The sequence below is a fragment of the Rhodococcus sp. DN22 genome, assembly GCF_036669995.1.
Lineage (GTDB): Bacteria > Actinomycetota > Actinomycetes > Mycobacteriales > Mycobacteriaceae > Rhodococcus_F > Rhodococcus_F erythropolis.
Map to the genome: position 1 here is coordinate 5,142,801 of NZ_CP133326.1, position 22,549 is coordinate 5,165,349.

Genomic DNA, 22,549 nt, shown 5'->3' on the forward strand with positions numbered 1-22,549 from the left:
CGCGTTCATTCACCTTGCGTTCACCTGGTGCTTGTGACTTGGTCTTTCACGGCACGTAGGCTCTGACCTCATGCGCGTGGCTTACAACGAACAGATGACCGAGCTTGCAGACACGCTCGGCGAGATGGCAGGACTGGCAGGTGCCGCTATGGAGCGCGCCACCCAGTCCCTGCTCCAGGCAGACCTGTCCCTGGCAGAACAAGTAATCGGCGAACACGACAAGATCACCGAACTCAGCACCATCTGCGAGGAGCGCGCGTTTGCGTTGCTCGCCTTGCAGGCTCCCGTTGCCGGAGATCTGCGCTCGGTGGTCAGCGGAATCCAGATCGTCGCCGACATCGACCGCATGGGCGCACTCGCCCTGCACGTCGCCAAGATCGCGCGCCGCCGACATCCCAACCACGTGCTTCCTGAAGAGGTCAACGGCTACTTCGCCGAGATGGGACGCATCGCTGTCTCCATCGGTGCGGCCGCCAAGGTCGTCCTCGAGACCCGCGACCCCGAGCGCGCTGCCCGTCTGCGCGAAGAAGACGAAGCGATGGACGACCTCCACCGCCACCTCTTCACCGTCCTCATGGACCGTGAGTGGAAGCACGGCGTTGCCGCCGCAGTCGACGTCACGCTGCTCGGCCGCTTCTACGAGCGATTCGCCGACCACGCCGTCGAGGTCGGCCGACGTGTCATCTTCCTGGTGACCGGCAAGCTGCCCGAAGAGCCCGAAACCACCGAGAAGGTCGACAACCTCACCTCGTACCCGGATCTCTGAACCCAACCGTCCACGTGAGTAAAAGGCGGCCGCGCACTTGCGCGGCCGCCTTTCCTATTCAGTTCTCGTGCAACCAGGTTTCCAACGTGGGTCCTGCAGTTGTGGATCCCGGCGCGGGTAGCAACGCCCCACCCTTCATCGCCTTACCCGCTCCCGGCATCGAGATCGGGATCAGCCACTTACGTCGGCCACGGTATTTCAAGATCTCGCGCGTCATGGCCGGGATCTCGAGGACCTCGGGCCCGGCCAGGTCCGGAGCCCTCCCGGTCGGACCGTTCTGAGCGCAGGTCACGAGCGCCTCGGCAACGGTCTTCGCTGCCACCGGTTGTGACCGCATCCGAGGAACCATCGCGATCGGCCCCAGTCCGAACAGCGCGATCGTCTTCTCGCCGAACTCGAACCACTGAGTGGATCGCAGGATCGTGAAAGGAATACTCGACGCTTCCACCGCGCGTTCCTGCGCAGCCTTCCCCTGGTAGTAACCGAAGGACTTCAATCGCGGATCGTCGCAGTTCACGATCGAGAGCAGCACGTGATGCTTAACGCCTGCTCTGGCTTCGGCCGCGGCGATGTTCTTCGCTGCCGTCTCGAAGAACTCGATTGCCTTCTTGGCACTGTTGGTGACGTGATCACTCACGTCGACGACCACGTCGGCACCGACAAATGCTTCGTCCAACCCCGCACCCGTGGAGATGTCTACTCCCGTCGATCGAGCGGCGGCGACGACGTCATGGCCCCCGATTTTCGCCTGCTCGACGACCAGCTTTCCCATCTGGCCGGTTCCGCCCAGAACAACAATTCGCATGATGCCTCCGTCAAACCCGTGCGCCCGGCTCTCTTCGGCCTGGTCACATACTGGACGACGCAGCCTCCCGAAGTGTGACGGTCGGGCGAATCAGTCGCTGTACTTCTGCGAAACCCGCCCACGCCACCGCGACCAGATCGGATCCAACGCTGCGCTCGCCTCGTGTGCGTGATCGGCCACGGCCCGTGCCAGCATCCCTGCTCCCGCCAGCGGCGTCACGTGCCCTTCGACGTCGTCGGTAGTCTTCATCCCCAACAGCATGGTCGTACCGAGCACGCGATGGCCACCGAGAATTCCCGGCAGCGAACGGCCAGGAACGCTACGCAGGTCGAGAGTTTCCACGAGCAGCGCGTCACCGTCGACGGTAATGCGCTGATCCGAGCGAAGCGCACCGCCGGTTTCGCCGGTCCGGCCGAATACGATCATCTCGTCGAGCAGCGCAACGGCATCGGATTCCAGTGAAATATCCACGCGCCTGGTCACATCCGCGCCGCCCGCGACGACAAACGGTGCCGCGCGCCAGATCAGCGCCGCACCGGCGCCGACGCTCGCCGAAGCCGACCACGACGCCCGGCCGCCACGCGCGTTGTACGCGACGGTCCCCGACGGCTCGATCACCTCGAGGCACGTACCCGGAGCGACTACGAATTCGATACGCAGGTCGTCGCCGGCCAGCAGCGTTGCACTGTGCCCTACCAAGGCAATTCGCACGGTGAGCCCGCGAGCGTCGACGAACCGCGGGGCCAGGAAGTCGCCCGAGATCAGCTCTCGCGCAACAGCGGTGTCACCCACTCTCTCGACGACGACCCGCGTAGCTCCGGTGCGCATCAGTGAGCGTGAGAGTGGCTGTGCCCGTGACCGTGTCCGTGGTCTTCTTCATCGGCATGGAAGTGCGGCGCCATCGGCCCCGGATCCTGCGGGGTGTGACTACCCGCACGGTGAGCTGCGATGACCTGGCGAAGCCACGCACTGAGTTGGTCGATCGTCGCGTGATCCTTCTGGCTGAGCGCGAGAACGGGAAGTCCGTCTCGCGCGGCCGTGGCATCGGCCACCATCTGGACCGCGTCGACGTCGACGTACGGGGCCAGGTCGATCTTGTTGACCACCAACAGATCTGCCCGCTCGATGCCGGGACCACCCTTACGTGCGACGTCTCCGCCGCCCGCGACGTCGATGCAGAAGATCTGGGCGTCGACCAGTGCCGGGCTGAACGTGGCGGTCAGGTTGTCACCGCCGCTTTCCACGATCACCATGTCGAGGGGATGGAACTGACGCTCGAGGTCTTCGACCGCAATGAGGTTCGGCGTGACGTCGTCACGAATAGCCGTGTGCGGGCACGCACCGGTCTCGACTGCGACGATGCGCTCGATCGGCAGAACGTTGGCCGCGCGCAACAGTCGCGCGTCCTCGTCGGTGTAGATGTCGTTGGTGACCACCGCGATCTCGTACTCCGCCGCGAGTTCGCGGCAGATGGTGGCGATGAGGGTGCTTTTGCCGGTGCCGACGGGGCCGGCAACGCCGAGCCTCAAACCTCTTGCAGCAGTGGTGGTGTTGTTCAGGTTGTCAAGCACGGAAAATCCTCCTGGATCGAGCGTGGTGTTCGAGTGACCATTGTTCGACCAACGGCCCTGTTGTTGCGGGTATATCTGCGACGCCCTCGACGGCTACGGCAGCCGCGGCGACGGTTTCGATGGTCGGGGCTGCTCGGAGCAACCATTCGACCGGTTCTGCCGGATCCACCGGCAGTAGCTTCAATGCCGCCGACGCCACCGTTTGGGCGTCGTCGTACAAACAAGATCTGGCTGCCTGCAGGTCGTCCATCCCGGAGACCGCCGTGAAGACGCCCAACGCGAGCGGACGCATCGGATGCCCAGGCAGCGCCATGAGCATCTGCACCGCGGGGTGCTGCGGCCACAATCGCGACGCCAGTCTCGCCAGCCCACGGCCGAGCTGAATCGACGCCTCACGCAGCGGTGCACTGGGAGTCCGAGCGAGCAGTTCCCTCGAGATGTCCTCGAGTTCGCCTGCACTACCCTCACTTACGGCCCAGCGGCGCGTGACCACCGTTGAAGCGGCCTCGACAAGTCCGACTGTTTCGAGTCGACCGCGAATGAAGTCAGGGACCTGACTCTGCAGGAGTCCGCCCGTCAGTGCCGGTTCCAACCCCGACGAGTGCGCGTGACCGCCGGTAGGCAGACGCCCGTCTGCCAAGAGCATCGATGCTATCTCGGCAGATGCCGTCTCGATCGACATGGTTTCAGAACAGCATGTAGCGCTGAGCCATCGGCACCACGTCAACGGGGTTGGGCGCGATCAGGTCGCCGTTGACCTTGATGGCAAACGTCTCCGGATCGACGTCGATGGACGGCAGCGCCGTGTTGTTCGGCATGTCCGCCTTGGTGAGGTGTCTCGTCGGACGAACACCGGTAAGGGTGCGGGTGAGACCGAGACGATCGGCCAGACCGTCCTCGATGGCCATCGGAGAGACGAACGTCGTGGACAGGTGCGGGGCCGATCCCGGAGTCGCCGCGATGGCCGGGCGAACGAACACCGGCTGCGGGGTCGGGATAGCAGCATTCGGATCACCAAGCGGCGCAGCAACTATCGCCCCGCCCTTGATCACGGCAGAAGGACGGACTCCGAAGAACGCGGGATCCCACAGCACCAGGTCCGCCATCTTCCCGGCCTCGACCGAGCCGATCTCGTGATCGATACCGTGCGCCACCGCGGGGCAGATCGTGTACTTGGCGACGTAACGCCGCGCACGCTCGTTGTCGGCCGGCATGCTGGTGCCCAGCTTGCCGTACTGGGCCTTCATGACGTGAGCCACCTGCCATGTCCGCAGGGTCACCTCACCGATACGGCCCATCGCTTGGGCGTCGGACGAGGTGATCGAGATGGCTCCGATGTCGTGCAGAAAGTCTTCTGCTGCAATCGTTGTCGGCCGGATCCGGGACTCGGCAAAGGCAAGATCCTCCGGAACCCGGGGATTGAGCGCATGACACACGATGAGCATGTCGAGGTGCTCGGCAACCGTGTTGACGGTATGCGGCAACGTCGGATTGGTCGATGCCGGAAGAACGTTCGGCTCACCTGCCGTCACGATGATGTCCGGTGCGTGCCCGCCGCCGGCGCCTTCCGCATGGAACACGTGGATCCCACGTCCGGCAATCGCATCCAAAGTGTGCTGTACGTAACCGGTTTCGTTGAGGCTGTCGGCGTGCAGCGCTACCTGGAGGCCGAACTCGTCGGCTGCGCGCAGCGCTGCGTCGATCGCAGCCGGAGTGGAACCCCAGTCCTCGTGGACCTTGAATCCGCCTGCGCCGGCGAGAGCTTCCTGACGCATGGCCTCATGGCTGACGGTGCTGCCCTTGCCGAGGAGAAGAACGTTGAGCGGGATGTGGTCGAGGGCGCGGTGCATCATCGTCAAGGACCAGGCGCCGGGTGTGACGGTGGTTGCCTTGCTTCCCTCGGTGGGGCCCGTTCCGCCGCCCGCCACCGTCGTCGTACCGGTCGCGAGCGCCTCCATCATCTCGATTTCACTGAGGAAGTGCACGTGCGTGTCGATCGCACCCGCGGTGAGGATCTTCCCCTCGCCGGCGATCACGTCGGTGCTCGGCCCGATGAGCAACTTGGGGTGCACGCCATCCATGATGTCGGGGTTACCGGACTTGCCGATCGCAACGATGCGTCCGTCGCGAATTCCCACGTCTGCCCGGACGATTCCCCAGTGATCGAGAATCACCGTGTTGGTGATGACGACGTCGAGAGCACCCTGGTCGCGAGTGGTCAGGCCCTGGCCCATCGACTCGCGGATGCTCTTACCGCCGCCGAAGACCATCTCGTCGCCGGTCGCGGTGTAGTCGTGCTCGATCTCGATCCACAGATCTGTGTCGGCCAAACGGATCTGGTCGCCTGCGGTCGGGCCGTACAGGGAGGCGTAGCCGCGTCGATCGATCCTGCTCATTCGGCTGTCCTCTCAACTGTCGTCGCGGCGTCGTCCGGTGAATCCGCCTCGATTGGAACATCACTCACACGCACGTTCACCGAGGACGCTCGCAAAGGTTCTTCGACCTCGACGCCGGGCGTGCCGAACGGCATGACGGTCTTGGGCTCGCGCGCATGTGTCGGTAGGTCTTCGTCCGGCACGATCTGCAGGCCCGGAACCCTTTTGAGTCCGCCGAGCGCGATCAGTGTCACCGTTCTGCTGACCCCGGGTTCGAACCGAACCGACGTTCCCGAGGGGATGTCGAGCCGGAAGCCGTCTGCCGCTTCGCGATCGAAGGTCAACGCCGGGTTGGCCGCGGGAAGGTGGAGATGTGAACCGATCTGAATGGGGCGATCGCCGTCGTTGACGACGACCATCGTGATCTTCTCCGCGTCCGTGCCGAACTCGAGCGGTTCGGTGGACACACGTACCTCGCCGGGAATCATCGAATGGGCTCCGTCACGGTGACCAGCTTGCGACCGTCCGGAAAAGTGGCCTCCACCTGGACGTTTGCAATCATCTCGGGTACCCCTTCCATCACGTCGTCGCGGGTGAGCACTTGCCGACCGGCGTTCATCAGTTCCGCAACCGTCATTCCGTCACGCGCGCGCTCGAGAATCCAGCACGAGATCAGTGCCATCGCTTCGGGGTAGTTCAGCAGTACCCCGCGCTCGCGGCGGTCACGGGCGACCATGCCCGCGACGCTCAGGAGCAGCTTTTCGGTATCTGAAGGGGTGAGGTGCACTGACAAGCCCTTCCGGTTGTGAAACGACATCGATCGACAGCGTGCTGTCGGGCCGAGATTAGCATTGCCCGAAGCGTCGTCAGTATCCACGAGATTCACGTCGTCGGCTACTTCAGCGCCCACTCGGCGCACTTGCGCTGCTCATCGAATTATTCGGGCGCCCAACGACGCTCAGCTCTGCGCACCGGAGTGGGAACTATCACCACAACCAAAAAGTTTCACCCCCGTCTCCTGTTGGAAACGGGGGTGAAACATGATCGTGCAGGGTTGATCCCGGGACCTATCCGAAGCGGCCGGAGATGTAGTCCTCGGTGGCCTTCTGCGTCGGGTTCGAGAAGATCTTCTCGGTGTCGTCGATCTCGACGAGCTGACCGGGCTTGCCGGTTGCCTCGAGGTTGAAGAATGCCGTCTGGTCACTCACACGCGCAGCCTGCTGCATGTTGTGCGTGACGATGACGATCGTGAAGTCCTTCTTCAGCTCGGTGATCAGGTCTTCGATCGCGAGAGTCGAGATCGGGTCGAGCGCGGAGCACGGCTCGTCCATGAGCAGGACGTCGGGCGAGACCGCGATGGCACGCGCGATGCACAGACGCTGCTGCTGACCGCCTGAGAGGCCGCCACCGGGCTTGTCGAGGCGATCCTTGACCTCGTTCCACAGGTTGGCACCGCGCAGCGAACGCTCGGCCACCTCGTCGAGCTTCTTCTTGCTGCGCTCGCCCTGCAACTTCAAGCCCGCGACGACGTTGTCCTTGATGGACATGGTCGGGAAGGGGTTGGGTCGCTGGAACACCATGCCGATGGTCTTGCGAACACCGACCGGATCGACGTTCGAGCCGTAGATGTCCTCGCCGTCGAGCAGCACCGAACCCTCGACGCGCGCACCGGGAATCACTTCGTGCATGCGATTGAGTGAACGGAGAACGGTGGACTTGCCGCAACCGGACGGGCCGATGAAGGCGGTGACGCTCCGGGGCGGGACGGACAGGCCCACATCGGCGACGGCGTGGAACTTGCCGTAGTAGATGTTGACGTCCTTGAGATCCAGACGCTTGGCCATTACCGGCTCCCTACTGAGTTGTTGACGCTGTTGAGTACGAACATGTTCCGCGGCCGCATCACTTACTTCTGACCTGTGAGAAGTGACCGATCAGCTTCGCGACGATGTTGAGGATCGCGATCAGCAGGATCAGGGTCAGTGCTGCGCCCCAGATGCGGTTGGTGCCGGCGTCGGTGGGGTTGTTCATCTCGGCGACCATGACGGAAGGCAGTGTGCCCATTTCGCCGTTGAACAGGTCGAAGTTGATGAACGGTGCGTAGCCGACGAGGATCAGCAGCGGTGCGGTCTCACCGAGCACGCGTGCCAGGGCCAGCATGACGCCGGTGATGATGCCGGGAAGTGCCGTCGGCAGAACGATTTTCGAGATGGTCTTCCACTTCGGCACACCGAGCGCGTACGACGCCTCTCGCAGATCCATCGGGACGATGCGCAGCATTTCCTCGGTGGAGCGGATGACGACCGGGACCATCAGAAGGACCAGAGCCAGTGACACCGCAAACGCGGACTTGGGGAAGCCGAAGGTCGCGATCCACAGGGCGTAGATGAACAGCGCAGCCACGATCGACGGAACACCGCTGAGGATGTCGACCATGAACGTGGTCAGCTTGCCCAGCTTCGACTTCCGGTCGGCGTACTCCACCAGGTAGATCGCGACGAAGATACCGAGCGGGATGGAGAAGACCGCGCACACGATGCCTTGCAGCAGGGTGCCGATCAATGCGTGATAGATACCGCCGCCGTCGGCCGACGCCGTCAATCCGCTCAGCGAGTTGGTGAACCAGGTAGGCGACGTCAGAGCGGGCAGGCCCTTGGCGATGACCGTGAAGAGCACCCAGACCAACGGGATGAGCGCGATGACGACTGCCAGGCTCACCAGGATGGTCGCGATGACGTCCTTGGCACGACGACGAGCGCCGACGCCTTGGAAAGTGGGGGCCTTGACCGGCCGGTCCAGAGTGGAGGTCATGGGTCAGTCCTTCTTTCCGGCGATCACTGCGCGGGCAGCCGCGTTGACGACGAAGGTCAGTACGAACAGCACCAGTCCGGCCGCGATGTACGCGCCTGCCTGGATGTCGTTGTTGAACTCCGCGTAGCCGAGGGCGATCTTGGAGGCGATGGTCGAGCCGCCGTCGAACAGCGACCAGCCGAAGGCCTGAGAGGTGGTGCGCAGGATCAGGTAGAGCGCCATCGTCTCACCGAGTGCGCGTCCGAGACCGAGCATCGAGCCGCTGATGTAGCCGGACTTACCGAACGGGATGACCGTGGTGCGCACAACTTCCCAGCGCGTGGCGCCGAGGGCGAGTGCGGCTTCGATCTGTGATCGCGGGGTCTGGATGAACACCTCGCGGGTCACTGCGGTGATGACCGGAAGGATCATCACGGCGAGGACGATGCCTGCGGTGAAGATGGTGCCGCCACCGGTGATCGATCCGCTGCCGTCGGCGAAGAGCGGGAACCAGCCGAGAGTGTCGTTGAGCCACACCGCGACCGGGGTGATCGCCGGAGCGAAGACGAGAAGTCCCCACAGGCCGTAGACGATGGACGGCACAGCTGCCAGAAGGTCGATCGTGTACGACAGTGGCCGCGTGAGCCACTTGGGTGAGTACGAAGTCAGGAAGATCGCAATGCCCAGTGCGATCGGCATCGCGAGCACCAGTGCGAACAGCGAGACCAACACCGTGACCTGGAAAAGATCGAGGACACCGAACGCCATCGCGTTGATGTTCTGCGTGACCCATTCACGGCTGGTCAGGAAGTTGACCTGGTTCCGGCTCAAAGCAGGAACAGCACGCCAGATCAGGAACGCGCCGATCGCCGCGATGACAACCGTGATGAAGATTGCCGAACCGGAGGCGAGCGAGCTGAAGATGCGGTCACCCGGACGGGTCACCGTCTTGCTGTTGCCGCTACCCGGACCGTCACCCTTCGGAGGATGCTCGGTTTCTGGAGCCTTGGTGGAAGTAATCGTGTCCTCCGTGGTGCCGTTCGGACCGCCCACCCCGGCCCCGCTGGTTGCGGGGCCGGGAGAACGAGATGTCGAGGTGATGGGCGCGTCACTCATGCGCGCTCACTTCCTTCACGTCTGAATGTAGATCCATGAGCTTGTCCGCACGAGTCTCTAGGTCAGCTGATTGCCGTGATGGACGCGTTGAGGCGATCCTGGACGTTGGACGGCAGCGGGACGTAACCCTGCTCGGCCAGGTTGGCCTGACCCTCGTTGGCCGCGCTCGTCAGGAACGACTTCACTGCTGCGGAGGTGTCCGCGTCGTAGCCCTTGGAGCAGACGATCGAGTACGTGGCGAGAACCAGCGGGTAGGCGCCGGCTTCGTTGGTCTTGAAGATCGACGCGAGGTCGAGCGTCAGGTCGCCGGTTGCGTCGGACTTGAACTTCGCGCCTGCGATCGACTTCGCGGCCGTGTCGTTGGTCAGTGCGACTGCCTCGGAGCCGGTGTTGATTTCGGCAACCGAGAGCTTGTTCTGATCGGCGAACGACTTCTCGACGTAGGTGATCGAACCCGGTGCCGTGGCAACTGCCTGTGCAACGCCCGCCGAACCCTTGGCGCCCTCACCGACGCCACCGGTGAAGTCGGACCCTGCGCCCGACGTCCAAGCACCGTTCGATGCCGCGTCGAGGTACTTCTGGAAGTTGTCGGTGGTACCCGAGGAATCGGAGCGGATCACGGTGGTGATCTTCTCGTCGGGAAGCGATGCACCGGAGTTGAGCGCGGCGATTGCCGGATCGTTCCACTTGGTGATGCCGCCGTTGAAGATCTTCGCGAGAACCTCTGCGTTGAGAACGAGCTTGTCGACGCCGTCGAGGTTGTATGCAACTGCGATCGGGCCGAAGACGAGGGGAAGGTTCCAGGCTTCGCCGCCGACGCAACGCTCCTTGGCCTTGTCGGCCTGCTCGTCCTTGATGGCCGAGTCGGAGCCGGCGAAGTCGATCTGGCCGGCGATGAACTGTGTACGACCGTCGCCCGAACCGCTGGGGTTGTACGCGACGTTGACCGTCTTGCCCTTTTCCTGGCACACGGAGATGTAAGTGGCGACGAACTGGTCCATGGCGTTCTTCTGTGCCGAGGAACCAGCGGCAGAGAGGTTGCTCTTGCCTTCGCACGTTGCGTTCGATGCGGACGCGTCCACACCCGTCGACGACGAGTTGTTGTCGCTGCCACATGCGGCCAAGGTCATGGCGCCCACGGCCACTACACCGAGCAGGGCACCACTGCGCTTGAGATTCACCAAGATCCTCCGGAAATCGCTACCGCCACGCCCACGATCGGGCGGCGACATGAGACGCAGAATGATTGAAATCTGCATCAGGCAACACGGCGCTGCCCACAGAGAAAAGTAGGCGGGCGCGGTGTCCGGCTGGACCACACATGGTTAACGGAGAATGAACAGACTGGACATTTCTGCGTGTCCGACTGTGACGTCAGAGCGCGCGGGCGTAAGCCATGTCCACGTGGAAGCGATCGAAGCCGAGTCGTTCGTACGTGTGGAGGGCGGCCGTGTTGTCGCCTTCGACGTACAGAAGGACGGTTCCGAGGCCGCGATCACGCAGGTAATGCATGCCCGCGAGAGTCAGCACTCGGCCGAGACCTCGTCCCTGCGCCGCGGGATCGATCCCCACGACGTACACCTCCCCCAGCTCCGGATCGTCACCTTCGGGTGCGTGCACCTTGGTCCAGTGAAAGCCGAGAAGAGTATCGGGATCGGTGTCCGCGAACGCCATGAACAGACCAGCAGGGTCGAACCAACCTTCGGCCGTTCTCTCGTCGATCTCCGCCTGGGTCCAGCCGCCCTGCTCGGGATGCCAGGAGAAGGCCGCATTGTTGACGCGAAGGATCTCGGAATCGTCTTCGGGTCCACGATACGTCCGAATCGTCACACCTTCGGGCACAACGATTTCCGGAAGCTGCGGAGCATCGAGTGGTCGACGCAGCTGCAGGAGTTCACGAACGCTGACCAGATCGAGGGTCTTGGCGAATTCGACTGCGGCGTCGACGTTTCCGTGCGCCCAGACACGCGTGCCCGGCCGGCCCTCGTCGAATACCGCTGCGGCAAGCCTGGTTCCGATGCCGCGACGCCGCGCCTGCGGGTCGACCACCAACTCGGCCATGTCGGGATGCTCGTCCGAACCGGCTTGCAGCTGCGCATAACCGACGACTGCATCGCCGTCGAGTTCGAGGAAGTGTCGCGCGGCGCCGCGCCCGGCAACGGCATGGCGCCCCTGTTCCGACACGGGCGCCTTGCCGTCGAACTCGGTTGCGCGATCGAGAAGCGCGGAAACCTGCTCGGCGAATCCAGCCGGCAGTGAATCTGTCCAACCCACGTCAGACCACCGATCCGTCGGCCGCGTCGTAGTCGACGTCCTCGTCGTCCTCGAACTGAACGGGAGCAGCTGCGCCACCCTTGGCCCTGGTCGGACGCACTGCCTTATATCCGACATTTCGGACTGTACCGATCAAGGACTCGTATTCGGTGCCGAGTTTCGCCCGCAGACGACGCACGTGGACGTCGACCGTCCTGGTGCCGCCGAAGAAGTCGTAGCCCCACACTTCCTGCAGCAGCTGCGCCCGGGTGAATACCCGTCCGGCGTGCTGCGCGAGGTACTTGAGCAGCTCGAATTCCTTGTAAGTCAAATCAAGGGGCCGTCCACGCAGTCGTGCCGTGTACGTCCCCTCGTCGATAACCAGTTCGCCCAGCGTGATCTTTCCCGACGCTTCCGGACTGGCCACACCGCCGCTGCGGGCGACCAACAACCGCAATCGGGCGTCCACCTCAGCCGGACCGGTACCGGGAAGCAGGATGTCGTCCAACCCCCAGTCGGCGTTGACGGCAACGAGTCCGCCTTCGGTGAGGACGGCGACCACAGGTACTGCGGATCCTGTGCTTCCGAGCAATCGACACAACCCGCGTGCGGCAGCCAGATCGGTGCGCGCATCCACCAATGCCACGTCCGCGGAACTTGCCTCGAGTAGCGAGGAAACCTCTGTGGGGGCAGGCCGAACCGAGTGCGCCAGCAACGCCAACGCCGGTAGTACAGCTTCCGGGTTGGGGTCGGAGGTGAGGAGGAGCAGTTCCACACGGCCTCCTATCTAGTAGCCCGCGCAACCCGTGAGGGCAACGCTCGAGTAGTTCGACGCTTTTGGTCGGTCCCTACATTAGCGTGCCTGGTACCGGGGCCGTCGCATCGAACCCCGACCGGAGTCCGTCACAATGGTGCGGTGCGCAAACTGATCATCGGCATCGTCTTTCTCCTCGGCCTCGGACTGGTGGCCGATTTCGGCGCGGCCGCGTACGCCGAGTACCGGGTTTCCCGCGAGCTCCGAACCGGCGCATCACTCGAGTCGGATCCGGAGGTCACCTTCAACGGGTTCCCCTTCCTCACCCAGGCACTCGGCGGGAAATACAAGGACGTCTACGTCAGAGCTACCGGCGTCCAGAGCGACGTGGTGGGCGAAGTGACCGTCGAGGCCGATCTGCGCGGGGTCACCGTTCCCTTCTCCGACATCGTGAACGGCAATGTCACCCAACTCCCCGTCGACAAACTCGACGGCCGGATGGGAATCAACGCCACCGACCTCGGAAAGCTGCTCAACATCCCTGACCTGCAGGTATCTTCGCCGCCGGCCAACAAGTCGGATGGCACCGGGGGCAGCGGCGGAACCGGAGCGAGCACCGCGGGCGCCGTCGTGCTGACGGGAACGGTTGCCGTCGGTCCGGTCGAGACTGCAGTGAGCGTGCAGGCCAACCTGGTTCTGGAAGGTGGGCAGGTCAAGATCGTCGCCAGCAATCTGTACTTCGGTCCGGAGGGCAAAGCCGATTTCTCGATCCCCGCAGCACTCGAACCCGTCGTCCTCGGCTTGTTCAGCTACACGATCGATCCGCAGGCACTCCCCTACGGAATTCAGCCGAGCCTGGTCTACGCGGAAGGCGGAAGAATCGTGATCGAAGGCAGCGCCGAAAACACGACGATCGATCTCGCAGAGCTGCAGAACCGATGACCGGGATCACAATTCTGCTGGTCGCGCTGGTCGCCGTCGTCGCGGTCGGGCTCTTTCTCAAGTCGCGCAACGGAAAGGTCCGAGTCACCACGCCGGCCGCGACCGGCGCGGCGGACAGTCGCCTCGAACTGCTCCGCGCCGCTGGAGTCTCTTCGCCGAACGGCGGACCCGTCGTACTGCATTTCTCTGCCGACTGGTGCGGACCGTGCGCGGCAGTACGCCGCGTCGTCGGTCAGGTCGTGATCTCGATGGCCGACGCTCCCCGTCCGCCGGTGGAGATCGAGCTCGACATCGACAAGGAACCGGCTCTGGCACGCGAGATGAGTGTCCTCTCGCTGCCCACCACCTTCATCCTCGACGGTGGCCTGGAGGAACAGTTCCGGGTGTCCGGAGTGCCATCCGCAGCGGATCTGAAAGCTGCACTCGTACCACTATCCGGACCCCACGAGCCAAAATCCGAGAATTCGGGGTAAACTCGCCGACGTGCAAACCCGCCACGAGCTGATGCTCACCCGACGCCGCGCAGTAGACCTGTGCCGCCTCGGGGGCTGTTGCTGTACCTGTTGCTGATCACCACATCCGTCAGATCTCTCTGACCTTCGAGCTTTCGCTCACGTGATCAATCCACCGAGTGGGACTTTGACGTCCCGTTTTCTCGGTCCAGGCACAGCATCATGCAATCCAGCGCAGGAGCACTCCCGATGTCCACAACCACACCCCAGCTCGAGCAGGTCGACGTCCGCGGACCTCGATTCGCCGCGTGGGTCACCACCGGCGTTCTCGTACTCACGCTCATCCTCTCGACCTTCTCACTGCCCGCCGCCACCGTCGTTCTCGCACTGCAGGCCATAGTCTTCGCGGTCGGAGCGGTACTCGGCCCCAAGCGCAGCCCGTACGGCCAGATCTTCGGCAAGCTCGTCGCCCCGCGACTCTCGCCGGTCAGCGAACGCGAACCCGTGGCACCGCTGCGCTTCGCGCAGTTCGTCGGCTTCGTCTTCGCATTGGCAGGCACGGTCGGTTTCCTGGCCGGGTCGACGATCGTCGGCACCGTTGCCACCGGCTTCGCCTTGTTCGCGGCCCTGCTCAACGCCGCGTTCGGTATCTGCCTCGGCTGCCAGATCTATCCACTCGTCGCAAGGCTGCGAAATACCGGCCGTGCTACCACCGCGTGAAAACGCTTGCCCCACAACCCTGCTGAACCCCTGCTAGATAACGACCGATGCAAGACCATATCGAAAGGAACACCATGGCTCGCTCCGACGTCCTAGTCTCCGCTGACTGGGCTGAGCAGAACCTCAACACCCCCAAGACCGTTTTTGTCGAGGTGGACGAGGACACCAGCGCATACGACGGCGGCCACATCGAGGGTGCAGTCAAGCTCGACTGGCGCAAGGACCTCCAGGACGGCGTCCGACGCGACTTCCTGAACCAGGAGCAGTTCTCGGATCTGCTCTCCGCCAAAGGCATTGCGAACGACGACACCGTCGTTCTCTACGGTGGCAACAACAACTGGTTCGCCGCTTACGCTTACTGGTACTTCAAGCTGTACGGCCACCAGGACATCAAGCTGATCGACGGCGGCCGCAAGAAGTGGGAACTCGACGGACGCCCGCTCTCCAAGGACGCAGTCAACCGCGAAGCCACGCAGTACAAGGCCGAGACCCCCGACTTCTCGATCCGCGCTTTCCGCGACGAGGTCATCGACGCCATCGGCAGCAAGAACCTCGTCGACGTTCGTAGCCCTGACGAGTTCTCGGGCAAGATCCTCGCTCCCGCCCACCTTCCGCAGGAGCAGGCGCAGCAGCGTGGCCACGTCCCCGGAGCCATCAACATCCCGTGGAGCACCACCGCCAACGAGGACGGCACCTTCAAGTCGGACGACGACCTCGCCAAGCTGTACGCGGAAAAGGGCTTCGACGACACCAAGGAAACGATCGCCTACTGCCGCATCGGCGAGCGTTCGAGCCACACCTGGTTCGTCCTGCAGGAGATCCTCGGCAAGAACAACGTCAAGAACTACGACGGCAGCTGGGTCGAATACGGCTCACTCGTCGGCGCACCGATCGAATTGGGAGCCTGATCATGTGTGGAGCACCTACCCAGGGCCAGACCCTGCCTGCCGGCGTCGACGTCGAGAAGGAAACGGTCATCACCGGCCGCGTTCTCGCAACTGACGGCCAGCCCATCGGCGGCGCATTCGTGCGTCTGCTCGACGGCTCCGGAGAGTTCACGGCCGAGGTCGTGGCATCGGGAACCGGCGATTTCCGCTTCTTCGCCGCTCCGGGCGAGTGGACCGTGCGTGCACTGTCCAGCTCGGGCAACGGCACCTCCACCGTCGCTCCCGAGGGCTCGGGCGTGCACAACGTGGACGTGACCGTCAGCAAGTAATTCCTGCTTTGTCAGGCGGCCCCGCACCCCTCCGGTGCGGGGCCTTCTGCATTCCGGCTCCCGATTTTTCCGGTCGGTCGCCGCGGTCTAAGATGTACCCGTGGTCATTTTCTTCGAGGTACTCCTCGCACTCGCATCCGTCATGATCGCTTGGTTCTCCGTGTACGTCGTGTACCGCTTGGTCACCGACGAGTCGTGAGTCAGGCTCCGGATTCAGGGTCCGACGCGACCGCTGACGATTCCGCCGCTGCAGGTGCCGTGAGGCGCGGCAGCGGGGACGAAGCTGTCGCCATCGCCGTCGAGCGCTCCAAGTCGACGGCGTCGCTCAACATTCCGACCCTGCCGGACCTTCCGTTGCCGGAGGACACCGCAAACCTGCGCCTCGGCCCGGATATCAATCCCGAACTCCTCGCGCTTCTCCCCCTCGTCGGTGTCTGGCGCGGCGAAGGTGAAGGACACGACGAGAACGGCGACTACGCCTTCGGTCAGCAGATCGTCATCTCGCACGACGGCGGCCCGTACCTCAATTGGGAGTCCCGGTCCTGGCGCATCGACGCCGAGGGCAAGTACGTGAGCCCCGATCTGCGCGAGAGCGGTTACTGGCGCATGGGCGGCGACGGCATCCCGGGCAGCGTCAACCAGGAAGTGGTCGAACTCCTGCTCAGCCACAGCTCCGGTGTCGTCGAAATGTACTACGGGCGCGCACTCACCCAAGCGTCGTGGGAACTTGCCACCGACGTGGTGATCCGCAGCCAGTCCGGTGCACTGTACGGCGGCGCGAAGCGTCTGTACGGCATCGTCGAAGGCGGCGACCTTGCGTACGTCGAAGAGCGGATCATGTCTGACGGTGGCCTGGAACCGCGTCTCTCGGCCCGCCTGACGCGCTACATCGGCTAGCTCTGCTGTGCGCCTTTATTAACCCCCGGCGGTTAATAAAGGCGCACAGCAGATTTATCCACAGGCACCGACAAATTCCACAGGCGGGCTCTGGAGCGGCAGTTTCGACCGATTCCTGTCGGACCGCGATCTCACGGTATTCGCATGAGCTGCGACTACATCGATCCTGATCTCCGAAGACTCTTCGACTTCCAACACGGACTCGCGACCAACAAACAACTACGCCCTTTCGGCTATTCACCGCGGCGAATCCAACACCTGGTCGAATCGGGTCAATGGACAACCGTCCTCCACGGCGTTCAATCCAGCACCAACGGCCCACTCAACCGAGCAATGATTCTCGAGGCCGCCCTTCTGTTCGGCGGCGGAGAGACCTACCTGAGTCACCGGACGGCAGCTGAAGAGTGGGGACTCACGCACATCGAGTCCGAACTGCCGGTCCACATCACGGTCCGATACGGCAGATCCTCGCGCTGTCAGAGTCCGACGGTCAGACCCGAACGCTCCCCGGCGCGCCCCGTTCCGTTGGGGTGGTCCACTGCCCATCCCGGAGTGATCGTTCATCGTTCACGCGCTCAGGCATACATCGGCGTTGCCACTCAGCCTGCTCGTACTTCGCTGGCCGACACCGCAATTGACCTGGCGGTTGCAGAGCCGTCGGCTCGCGACGCCGCTCGTTCTCTGGTTCGCTCCGCCACGGCGTGCAAAGTGTCACGGATGGAATTGCGCACCCGAATGGAATGCCGCCGGCCGAGGCGATATGTCAAAGCGCTGTCCTCGACATTGGACCTGTTGGATCGCGGTGTCCAGTCGGTACTCGAACATCGCTACGCAATCGAGGTCGAGCGCGCACACGGTTTGCCGGAAGCACGACGGCAATCACCGGTCCTCGTCGATGGGAGAACTCTCTACGAGGACGTCGACTACCGCAATTGCGGTGTCGCACTGATCGTTCGACTCGACGGATTTGCCTTCCACGCTTCTCGGGCGACTGCGCTGCGGGATCGTCGGCGAGGAAACGCATCCGAACTGTCAGGCAACGCCACACTGGTCTTCGGTTGGGAGGAGGTGGAGGGGGCCTCGTGCCGAACTGCAGCCGAGGTCAGAGCGATCCTCGAGCGCGGTGGATGGTGGGGGCCTAATCCTTGTCCACGCTGTGCGCCTTTATTAACCGCCGGGGGTTGATAAAGGCGCACGGCACGAAGCGACCCCCGAGCCACACCCACGCTTTCGCGCGGATCCCGGTCGGACTGATCGGGGGCTCGGGGGTCGGGTGGCTGCCTGGGATTCGCCGGCCGCTCACGCGGTAAGTGAATTCCATCAGCGATTGCGGCTAGCTGGCAGCCACCTCACGCGTCCGTCTGTACTTCAATTTCAGACCACCTCCTTCCTTGTGTACAGGAGAAAGTACGCCCACTTCACGATGACGGCAACGTATTTTCCACAGAAACTTTTCCGACGCATATCACCTGGTCAGCTCCAGTACCGGCCGGAAGTTGATGGGTAACGACAACAACCGTTCGTGAAGAATCGACCAGCATTCCGTCGCGATCGAGCAACTCGCGCAGCAACTGAGCGCCGGCCTCCGCGTCCATGTGCTCGGTCGGCTCGTCGAGCAGCAGTACCTCCGCGGGCGAGACGATCGCGCGTGCCAACAGCAACCGACGACGCTCACCGCCCGAAACCGCTCGCATACCGCCGACCAGGTAGGTGTCGAGCCCGTCCGGCAGTTCCGCCAGCCACTCGCCGAGACCGACTGCGGCAAGTGCCTTCTCCGCGTCCTCGGCGGTGAGGTCACCCCGCGCGACGCGCAGGTTCTCGAGTACCGACGTCTCGAAGAGGTGTGCGTCTTCGGCGAAGTACCCGACGTGCCGACGCAGTTCGGCCGGATCGACTTCCGAAACATCCACTCCGCCAACGCGCACTGTTCCCGCGATAGGCGGCAGCAGTCCCGCCATCGTCATCAGCGCGGTGGTCTTTCCGGATCCGCTCTCGCCGACGACGGCAACACGAGCACCGCGAGGAAGATCCACCGACAGCGGTTCGGTCACCTTTCCCCCGGGCCAACCCGCCCGCAACGCGTGCACACTCAGGACCCCGTCCTCCGGCCACGCACGATTTCCTTCAACGTGTTCGGCGTCGGCTCGATCGAGTACCGCCATGATGCGTGCCGACGCCAGCCGCGCCTTGGTCAATGCCACCGCCGCGCTGGGCAGTATCGCGGTTCCCTCGAAAGCCGACAGCGGAAGCAGTACAAGGATTCCCATGGACATCGGTGACATGTCGGTGGTTCCGTACAGCGTAATTCCGATCAACAGGGCACCGAGGACGCTCACGCCGATTGCCAGGGGCGTCGCCGCGGCGGCAAAGGCACTCGGTACCGCCGCGCGATCGGTTGCATCGACCACCTCGTTCTCGGCGGACACAGCCTCGCTCACCGCCTGATCCAAGCGACCCGATACCCGGAGCTCGGCGGAATGGTCGAGGGCGGTCACCGCGGACTCACTGAATCGCGCTGCGGCAGCAGAACTGTCGGCCTCGGCGAGACGAGCAGCACGAGCCGAAAGCCAGGGTGCCGCGATCCCGGACACCGCCAGCGCAACAGCCAGGATGAGCGCGGCCGGAACCGAGATGAACAACAGGATTCCCACCGCAGCAAACGCGAGGACAATCGAGACCGCAATCGGGATCAGTGCTTTGACGACGACGTCGCCCAGTGCATCCACGTCGGCGCCCGTACGTGAGAGCAGGTCACCGCGTCGTAGTCCGGCTGCTGCCGCGGGATCTCCTGCGGCCAACTGCTGGTAGATCCTCGATCGCGCCGCGGTGGTTCCGCGCAACGCGACGTCGTGCGTCGTCAATCGTTCGAGATAGCGGAAGACACCACGTGAGATTCCCAATGCGCGTACGGCAACTACCGCAACACTGAGATCGAGAACGGGGGGCATCTCCCAAGCACGCGTGATCAACCATGCGGACAGCGCGGCCAAGGCGAGTGCGCTACCGAGTGTTGCCACACCCGCCGCTACCGCCGTCAGTACGCGTCGTGGCCGAAGTTCCAGTAGCCGCAGAGCACGCAGAAGCGGATCGTGAGCGTCACTTCTCATGAGCGCGCACCTCGACGATCCGGTCAGCTGCGGCAAGCACACTCGGACGGTGGCCGATCACGACAACGGTGTCGCCACGCTCCGCCCGTGCTCTCAGAGAAGCCAACACTGTCCCTTCCGAATCCGAGTCGAGGTGAGCGGTGGGTTCGTCCAGGACAAGAACTGCGCGGTCCGAGGCAAGCACGCGTGTCAGTGCCAGCCGTTGCCGCTGCCCCAAAGACAGACCTGTACCGCCGACGCCGATCACGGTCTCGACGCCCGCAGGCAGCTCGGCCAGTACCGCGTCGAATCCCGTCGCAGCAGCGGCGCGAGCCAATGCTTGCGCATCGACAGCCCCGGTGAGATCGAGGTTCTCGCGAATGGTGCCGGGCAGGAGGACCGGATGTTGCGGTAGCCAGGCCAACTGACTCCACCACGCGTGCTCGTCCAGGTCTCGGACATCGACGCCGGCGACCGTCACGCGCCCACTGCTCGGTTCGATCAACCCGAGCAGCGCGTGCACTGCCGTCGACTTGCCGCAGCCGTTGGGACCGGTGAGCACGGTGATCGCCCCTGGCGATGCCACGGCGGAAAGTCGAGACGGTGCGACTCCCCCACGAGAGGTCACGCCGAGTCCGTCGAAGACGATGTCGGCACCGCGAGCGACCACCGTCGTGCTACCACCCTCCGGTGCGGCAGAATCCGCCTCGATAACCTCGAATGCCTTGTTGGCTGCCGCCATTCCGTCCTCGGCGGCGTGGAACTGGGTTCCCACCATCCGAAGTGGCAGGTACACCTCGGGGGCGAGGATCAACGCGACTATCCCCGGCTCGAGTGACATGTCGCCGTACACCAGTCGCAAGCCGATACTCACGGCCACCAACGCGACGCAGAGCGTTGCGAGCAGTTCCAGCACCATCGAGGACAGGAACGCGACGCGGAGAGCTGACATCGTCGTTCGCCGATGAGCGTCACCGAGTTCACGGACGCGCTCGGCAGGACCTTGCTGACGACCGAGCGCCCGCAGCGTCGGCAAACCGGCAAGGAGATCGAGCAGTTGCGAAGACAACGTGGTCATCGCTGCCAGCGTCTTCTCCGACTTACCCTTTGTCAGCAGGCCGATCAGAATCATGAAGATGGGGATCAGCGGCAGCGTCACGAAGATGATGACCGCAGACGTCATGTCCTGCACCGCAATGACTATCAGGGTGATGGGTGTCAGCGTCACCGACAAGACCAGGGCCGGAAGGTATCCCGTCAGGTACGGACCAAGGCCGTCGACACCTCGGGTGACCACGGTCGCGATCTCGTCACGCCGCGGATCCAGATCGCGAGGACTCATCGCCGTCGCCGACGTCAGCACGCCGTTCTTGATCTCGGCAACGACGCGAGTCGACGCCCGGTGCGCATACCTGGTCTGCAGCCAGGTCCCCAGAACTCGGACCGCCACAGCTGCGGCGAGAACAACCAATTCGGTTGTCCACGAGGAAACATCCACAGTTCGAGTGGTGATCACTCCGGCCAGCACCCGGCCGATCATGAGCGCCGCGACGATGACCATCACGACGTTCACCATCGACAGAGCAACAGTCAGGATCAGATAGCCGCGCGCAGAAGCGGAATGTCGCCACAGCCGCGGGTCGATCGGTCCCCGGCGACGCTCCCGAGTGGTGGGAGCGTCGCCTACTTCGATAGTCACGTGAATTCGACCGTCAGTTCTTTCGTGTTTCGAATCTTGTGTGATTGCGGTTTTGCCACTACCACGTCTTCTCCTTGAATCGCAGGCCGATCGACGCCGGAATCTGCTTGGAGGAGATGCGCTGTCGGAACACCCAGTACGTCCAACCCTGGTAGATGATCACCACCGGCGTCATGAATGCCGCGGCCCACGTCATCACCTTGAGCGTGTACGGACTCGACGACGCGTTCTCGATGGTCAGGCTGTACGCCGGATCCAGCGTCGACGGCATGACGTTCGGGAACAGCGAGGCGAACAGCAGCACGACGGTGGCGATGACGGCCACACAGGTGAGAACGAAGGCCCAGCCTTCGCGCTCGGCCCGCGTCAGGAAGACGACGCCGATCAGTGCCGCAGCAGCGGCGGCTACCAGAATCCACGTCCATCCCTTGCCGTAGGCGAGTTGCGTCCACAGGACGAATCCGCCGGCGACCGGAATAGCCGGAATTGCCAGTCGTGCAGCAATCTTCACGGCATCTTCACGAACCTCGTCGGCACTCTTGAGTGCCAGGAACACTGCACCGTGGAGAGCGAACACCAGCGCGGTGGTCAGACCGCCGAGCAGCGCGTACGGATTGAGCAGATCGAAGAATCCCGACTCGACCTGCTTGTCTGCGTTGATCGCCACGCCCCGAACGATGTTCGCGAAAGCCACGCCCCAGAGAACTGCCGGGACCCAGGAGCCGAAGATGATGCCCCAGTCGCAACGCTGACGCCATTTGTCGTCGTCGATCTTGCTTCGCCATTCGATGGCACAGATACGAACGATCAAGGCCACCAGGATGATCAGCAGCGGTAGATAGAACCCGGAGAACAACGTCGCGTACCACTCCGGGAATGCCGCGAACATCGCGCCACCTGCGGTGATCAACCACACTTCGTTGCCGTCCCACACCGGGCCGATCGTGTTGAGCGCTACCCGTCGACGCGTATCGGCCGGGAGGTCACTGCCTCTGCCGACGATCGGCATGAGCATTCCGACACCGAAGTCGAATCCTTCGAGGACGAAGTAACCGATGAACAGTACTGCGACGAGCACGAACCATACTTCTTGAAGTCCCATGATCG

General features: G+C 63.6%; 24 protein-coding genes. 8 read left to right on the plus strand and 16 right to left on the minus strand.

What is annotated here, in order from left to right:
• Positions 1 to 70 precede the first annotated feature (70 nt).
• Positions 71 to 766: a phosphate signaling complex protein PhoU gene (gene phoU, locus RA302_RS23475; protein WP_003940130.1), complete on the plus strand. Its 696-nt coding sequence runs from the start codon at positions 71 to 73 to the stop codon at positions 764 to 766.
• Between the two features lie 58 nt (positions 767 to 824).
• Here the strand turns inward: phoU and RA302_RS23480 are convergent, their stop codons facing one another.
• From RA302_RS23480 to RA302_RS23540, 13 genes are all read right to left on the minus strand, one after another.
• Positions 825 to 1,571: an SDR family oxidoreductase gene (locus RA302_RS23480; protein WP_003940029.1), complete on the minus strand. Its 747-nt coding sequence runs from the start codon at positions 1,569 to 1,571 to the stop codon at positions 825 to 827.
• Positions 1,572 to 1,661: 90 nt separating this feature from the next.
• Entirely contained in the window at positions 1,662 to 2,399 is a 738-nt protein-coding gene (locus RA302_RS23485; protein ID WP_070161625.1) for an urease accessory protein UreD, read from the minus strand.
• On the minus strand, positions 2,399 to 3,142 hold the full coding sequence (gene ureG, locus RA302_RS23490; protein WP_030535251.1) for an urease accessory protein UreG: 744 nt from the start codon (positions 3,140 to 3,142) through the stop codon (positions 2,399 to 2,401). The genes RA302_RS23485 and ureG overlap by 1 nt, the downstream gene beginning before the upstream one ends.
• On the minus strand, positions 3,135 to 3,824 hold the full coding sequence (locus tag RA302_RS23495) for an urease accessory UreF family protein (RefSeq protein ID WP_030535250.1): 690 nt from the start codon (positions 3,822 to 3,824) through the stop codon (positions 3,135 to 3,137). Before RA302_RS23495 ends, ureG begins: the two co-directional genes overlap by 8 nt.
• Positions 3,825 to 3,828: 4 nt before the next feature.
• Positions 3,829 to 5,538: an urease subunit alpha gene (locus tag RA302_RS23500; protein ID WP_030535249.1), complete on the minus strand. Its 1,710-nt coding sequence runs from the start codon at positions 5,536 to 5,538 to the stop codon at positions 3,829 to 3,831.
• Complete coding sequence (gene ureB / locus RA302_RS23505) at positions 5,535 to 6,005, minus strand: urease subunit beta (protein ID WP_030535248.1); 471 nt, start codon at positions 6,003 to 6,005, stop codon at positions 5,535 to 5,537. Before ureB ends, RA302_RS23500 begins: the two co-directional genes overlap by 4 nt.
• Positions 6,002 to 6,304: an urease subunit gamma gene (ureA, locus tag RA302_RS23510; protein ID WP_003939800.1), complete on the minus strand. Its 303-nt coding sequence runs from the start codon at positions 6,302 to 6,304 to the stop codon at positions 6,002 to 6,004. The genes ureB and ureA overlap by 4 nt, the downstream gene beginning before the upstream one ends.
• A gap of 280 nt (positions 6,305 to 6,584) precedes the next feature.
• Positions 6,585 to 7,361 carry a phosphate ABC transporter ATP-binding protein PstB gene (gene pstB / locus RA302_RS23515; RefSeq protein WP_003939968.1) on the minus strand — a complete coding sequence of 259 codons (777 nt, stop codon included), beginning with the start codon at positions 7,359 to 7,361 and terminating at the stop codon, positions 6,585 to 6,587.
• A gap of 58 nt (positions 7,362 to 7,419) precedes the next feature.
• Positions 7,420 to 8,328, minus strand: a complete 909-nt coding sequence (gene pstA / locus RA302_RS23520; protein WP_003940100.1) for a phosphate ABC transporter permease PstA — start codon at positions 8,326 to 8,328, stop codon at positions 7,420 to 7,422.
• A gap of 3 nt (positions 8,329 to 8,331) precedes the next feature.
• Positions 8,332 to 9,423, minus strand: a complete 1,092-nt coding sequence (gene pstC, locus RA302_RS23525) for a phosphate ABC transporter permease subunit PstC (protein ID WP_007733846.1) — start codon at positions 9,421 to 9,423, stop codon at positions 8,332 to 8,334.
• 62 nt (positions 9,424 to 9,485) lie between these two features.
• Entirely contained in the window at positions 9,486 to 10,604 is a 1,119-nt protein-coding gene (pstS, locus tag RA302_RS23530; RefSeq protein ID WP_003940482.1) for a phosphate ABC transporter substrate-binding protein PstS, read from the minus strand.
• Between the two features lie 193 nt (positions 10,605 to 10,797).
• Positions 10,798 to 11,697 (minus strand): mycothiol synthase, encoded by a 900-nt coding sequence (mshD, locus tag RA302_RS23535; protein ID WP_030535247.1) that lies wholly within the window; start codon positions 11,695 to 11,697, stop codon positions 10,798 to 10,800.
• 1 nt (position 11,698) lies between these two features.
• Positions 11,699 to 12,451 (minus strand): response regulator transcription factor, encoded by a 753-nt coding sequence (locus RA302_RS23540; protein ID WP_003939728.1) that lies wholly within the window; start codon positions 12,449 to 12,451, stop codon positions 11,699 to 11,701.
• Positions 12,452 to 12,592: 141 nt separating this feature from the next.
• Between RA302_RS23540 and RA302_RS23545 the strand changes: the two genes are divergently transcribed.
• The 7 genes from RA302_RS23545 to RA302_RS23575 all read left to right on the plus strand — a co-directional run bounded on the left by RA302_RS23545 (position 12,593) and on the right by RA302_RS23575 (position 17,842).
• Positions 12,593 to 13,372 (plus strand): LmeA family phospholipid-binding protein, encoded by a 780-nt coding sequence (locus tag RA302_RS23545; RefSeq protein ID WP_003939847.1) that lies wholly within the window; start codon positions 12,593 to 12,595, stop codon positions 13,370 to 13,372.
• Positions 13,369 to 13,845 (plus strand): thioredoxin family protein, encoded by a 477-nt coding sequence (locus tag RA302_RS23550; protein ID WP_003939684.1) that lies wholly within the window; start codon positions 13,369 to 13,371, stop codon positions 13,843 to 13,845. Before RA302_RS23545 ends, RA302_RS23550 begins: the two co-directional genes overlap by 4 nt.
• A 228-nt stretch (positions 13,846 to 14,073) precedes the next feature.
• The gene (locus RA302_RS23555; RefSeq protein ID WP_003940408.1) at positions 14,074 to 14,544 is read left to right on the plus strand and encodes a DUF4395 domain-containing protein; all 471 of its coding nucleotides are present in this window, start codon (positions 14,074 to 14,076) and stop codon (positions 14,542 to 14,544) included.
• Between the two features lie 74 nt (positions 14,545 to 14,618).
• Entirely contained in the window at positions 14,619 to 15,452 is an 834-nt protein-coding gene (locus tag RA302_RS23560; RefSeq protein WP_003939859.1) for a sulfurtransferase, read from the plus strand.
• 2 nt (positions 15,453 to 15,454) lie between these two features.
• Positions 15,455 to 15,760 (plus strand): DUF1416 domain-containing protein, encoded by a 306-nt coding sequence (locus RA302_RS23565; RefSeq protein ID WP_030535246.1) that lies wholly within the window; start codon positions 15,455 to 15,457, stop codon positions 15,758 to 15,760.
• Between the two features lie 258 nt (positions 15,761 to 16,018).
• Entirely contained in the window at positions 16,019 to 16,657 is a 639-nt protein-coding gene (locus RA302_RS23570; protein WP_030535245.1) for an FABP family protein, read from the plus strand.
• Between the two features lie 144 nt (positions 16,658 to 16,801).
• Positions 16,802 to 17,842 (plus strand): type IV toxin-antitoxin system AbiEi family antitoxin domain-containing protein, encoded by a 1,041-nt coding sequence (locus tag RA302_RS23575; protein WP_030535244.1) that lies wholly within the window; start codon positions 16,802 to 16,804, stop codon positions 17,840 to 17,842.
• Between the two features lie 233 nt (positions 17,843 to 18,075).
• Here RA302_RS23575 and cydC read toward each other — a convergent pair whose 3' ends face one another.
• The 3 genes from cydC to cydB are packed head-to-tail and all read right to left on the minus strand — an operon-like array spanning position 18,076 to position 22,544.
• The gene (cydC, locus tag RA302_RS23580) at positions 18,076 to 19,764 is read right to left on the minus strand and encodes a thiol reductant ABC exporter subunit CydC (RefSeq protein ID WP_030535243.1); all 1,689 of its coding nucleotides are present in this window, start codon (positions 19,762 to 19,764) and stop codon (positions 18,076 to 18,078) included.
• Complete coding sequence (cydD, locus tag RA302_RS23585) at positions 19,754 to 21,442, minus strand: thiol reductant ABC exporter subunit CydD (RefSeq protein WP_051720796.1); 1,689 nt, start codon at positions 21,440 to 21,442, stop codon at positions 19,754 to 19,756. Before cydD ends, cydC begins: the two co-directional genes overlap by 11 nt.
• A gap of 58 nt (positions 21,443 to 21,500) precedes the next feature.
• Positions 21,501 to 22,544, minus strand: a complete 1,044-nt coding sequence (gene cydB / locus RA302_RS23590; protein WP_003939727.1) for a cytochrome d ubiquinol oxidase subunit II — start codon at positions 22,542 to 22,544, stop codon at positions 21,501 to 21,503.
• Positions 22,545 to 22,549: the final 5 nt, after the last annotated feature.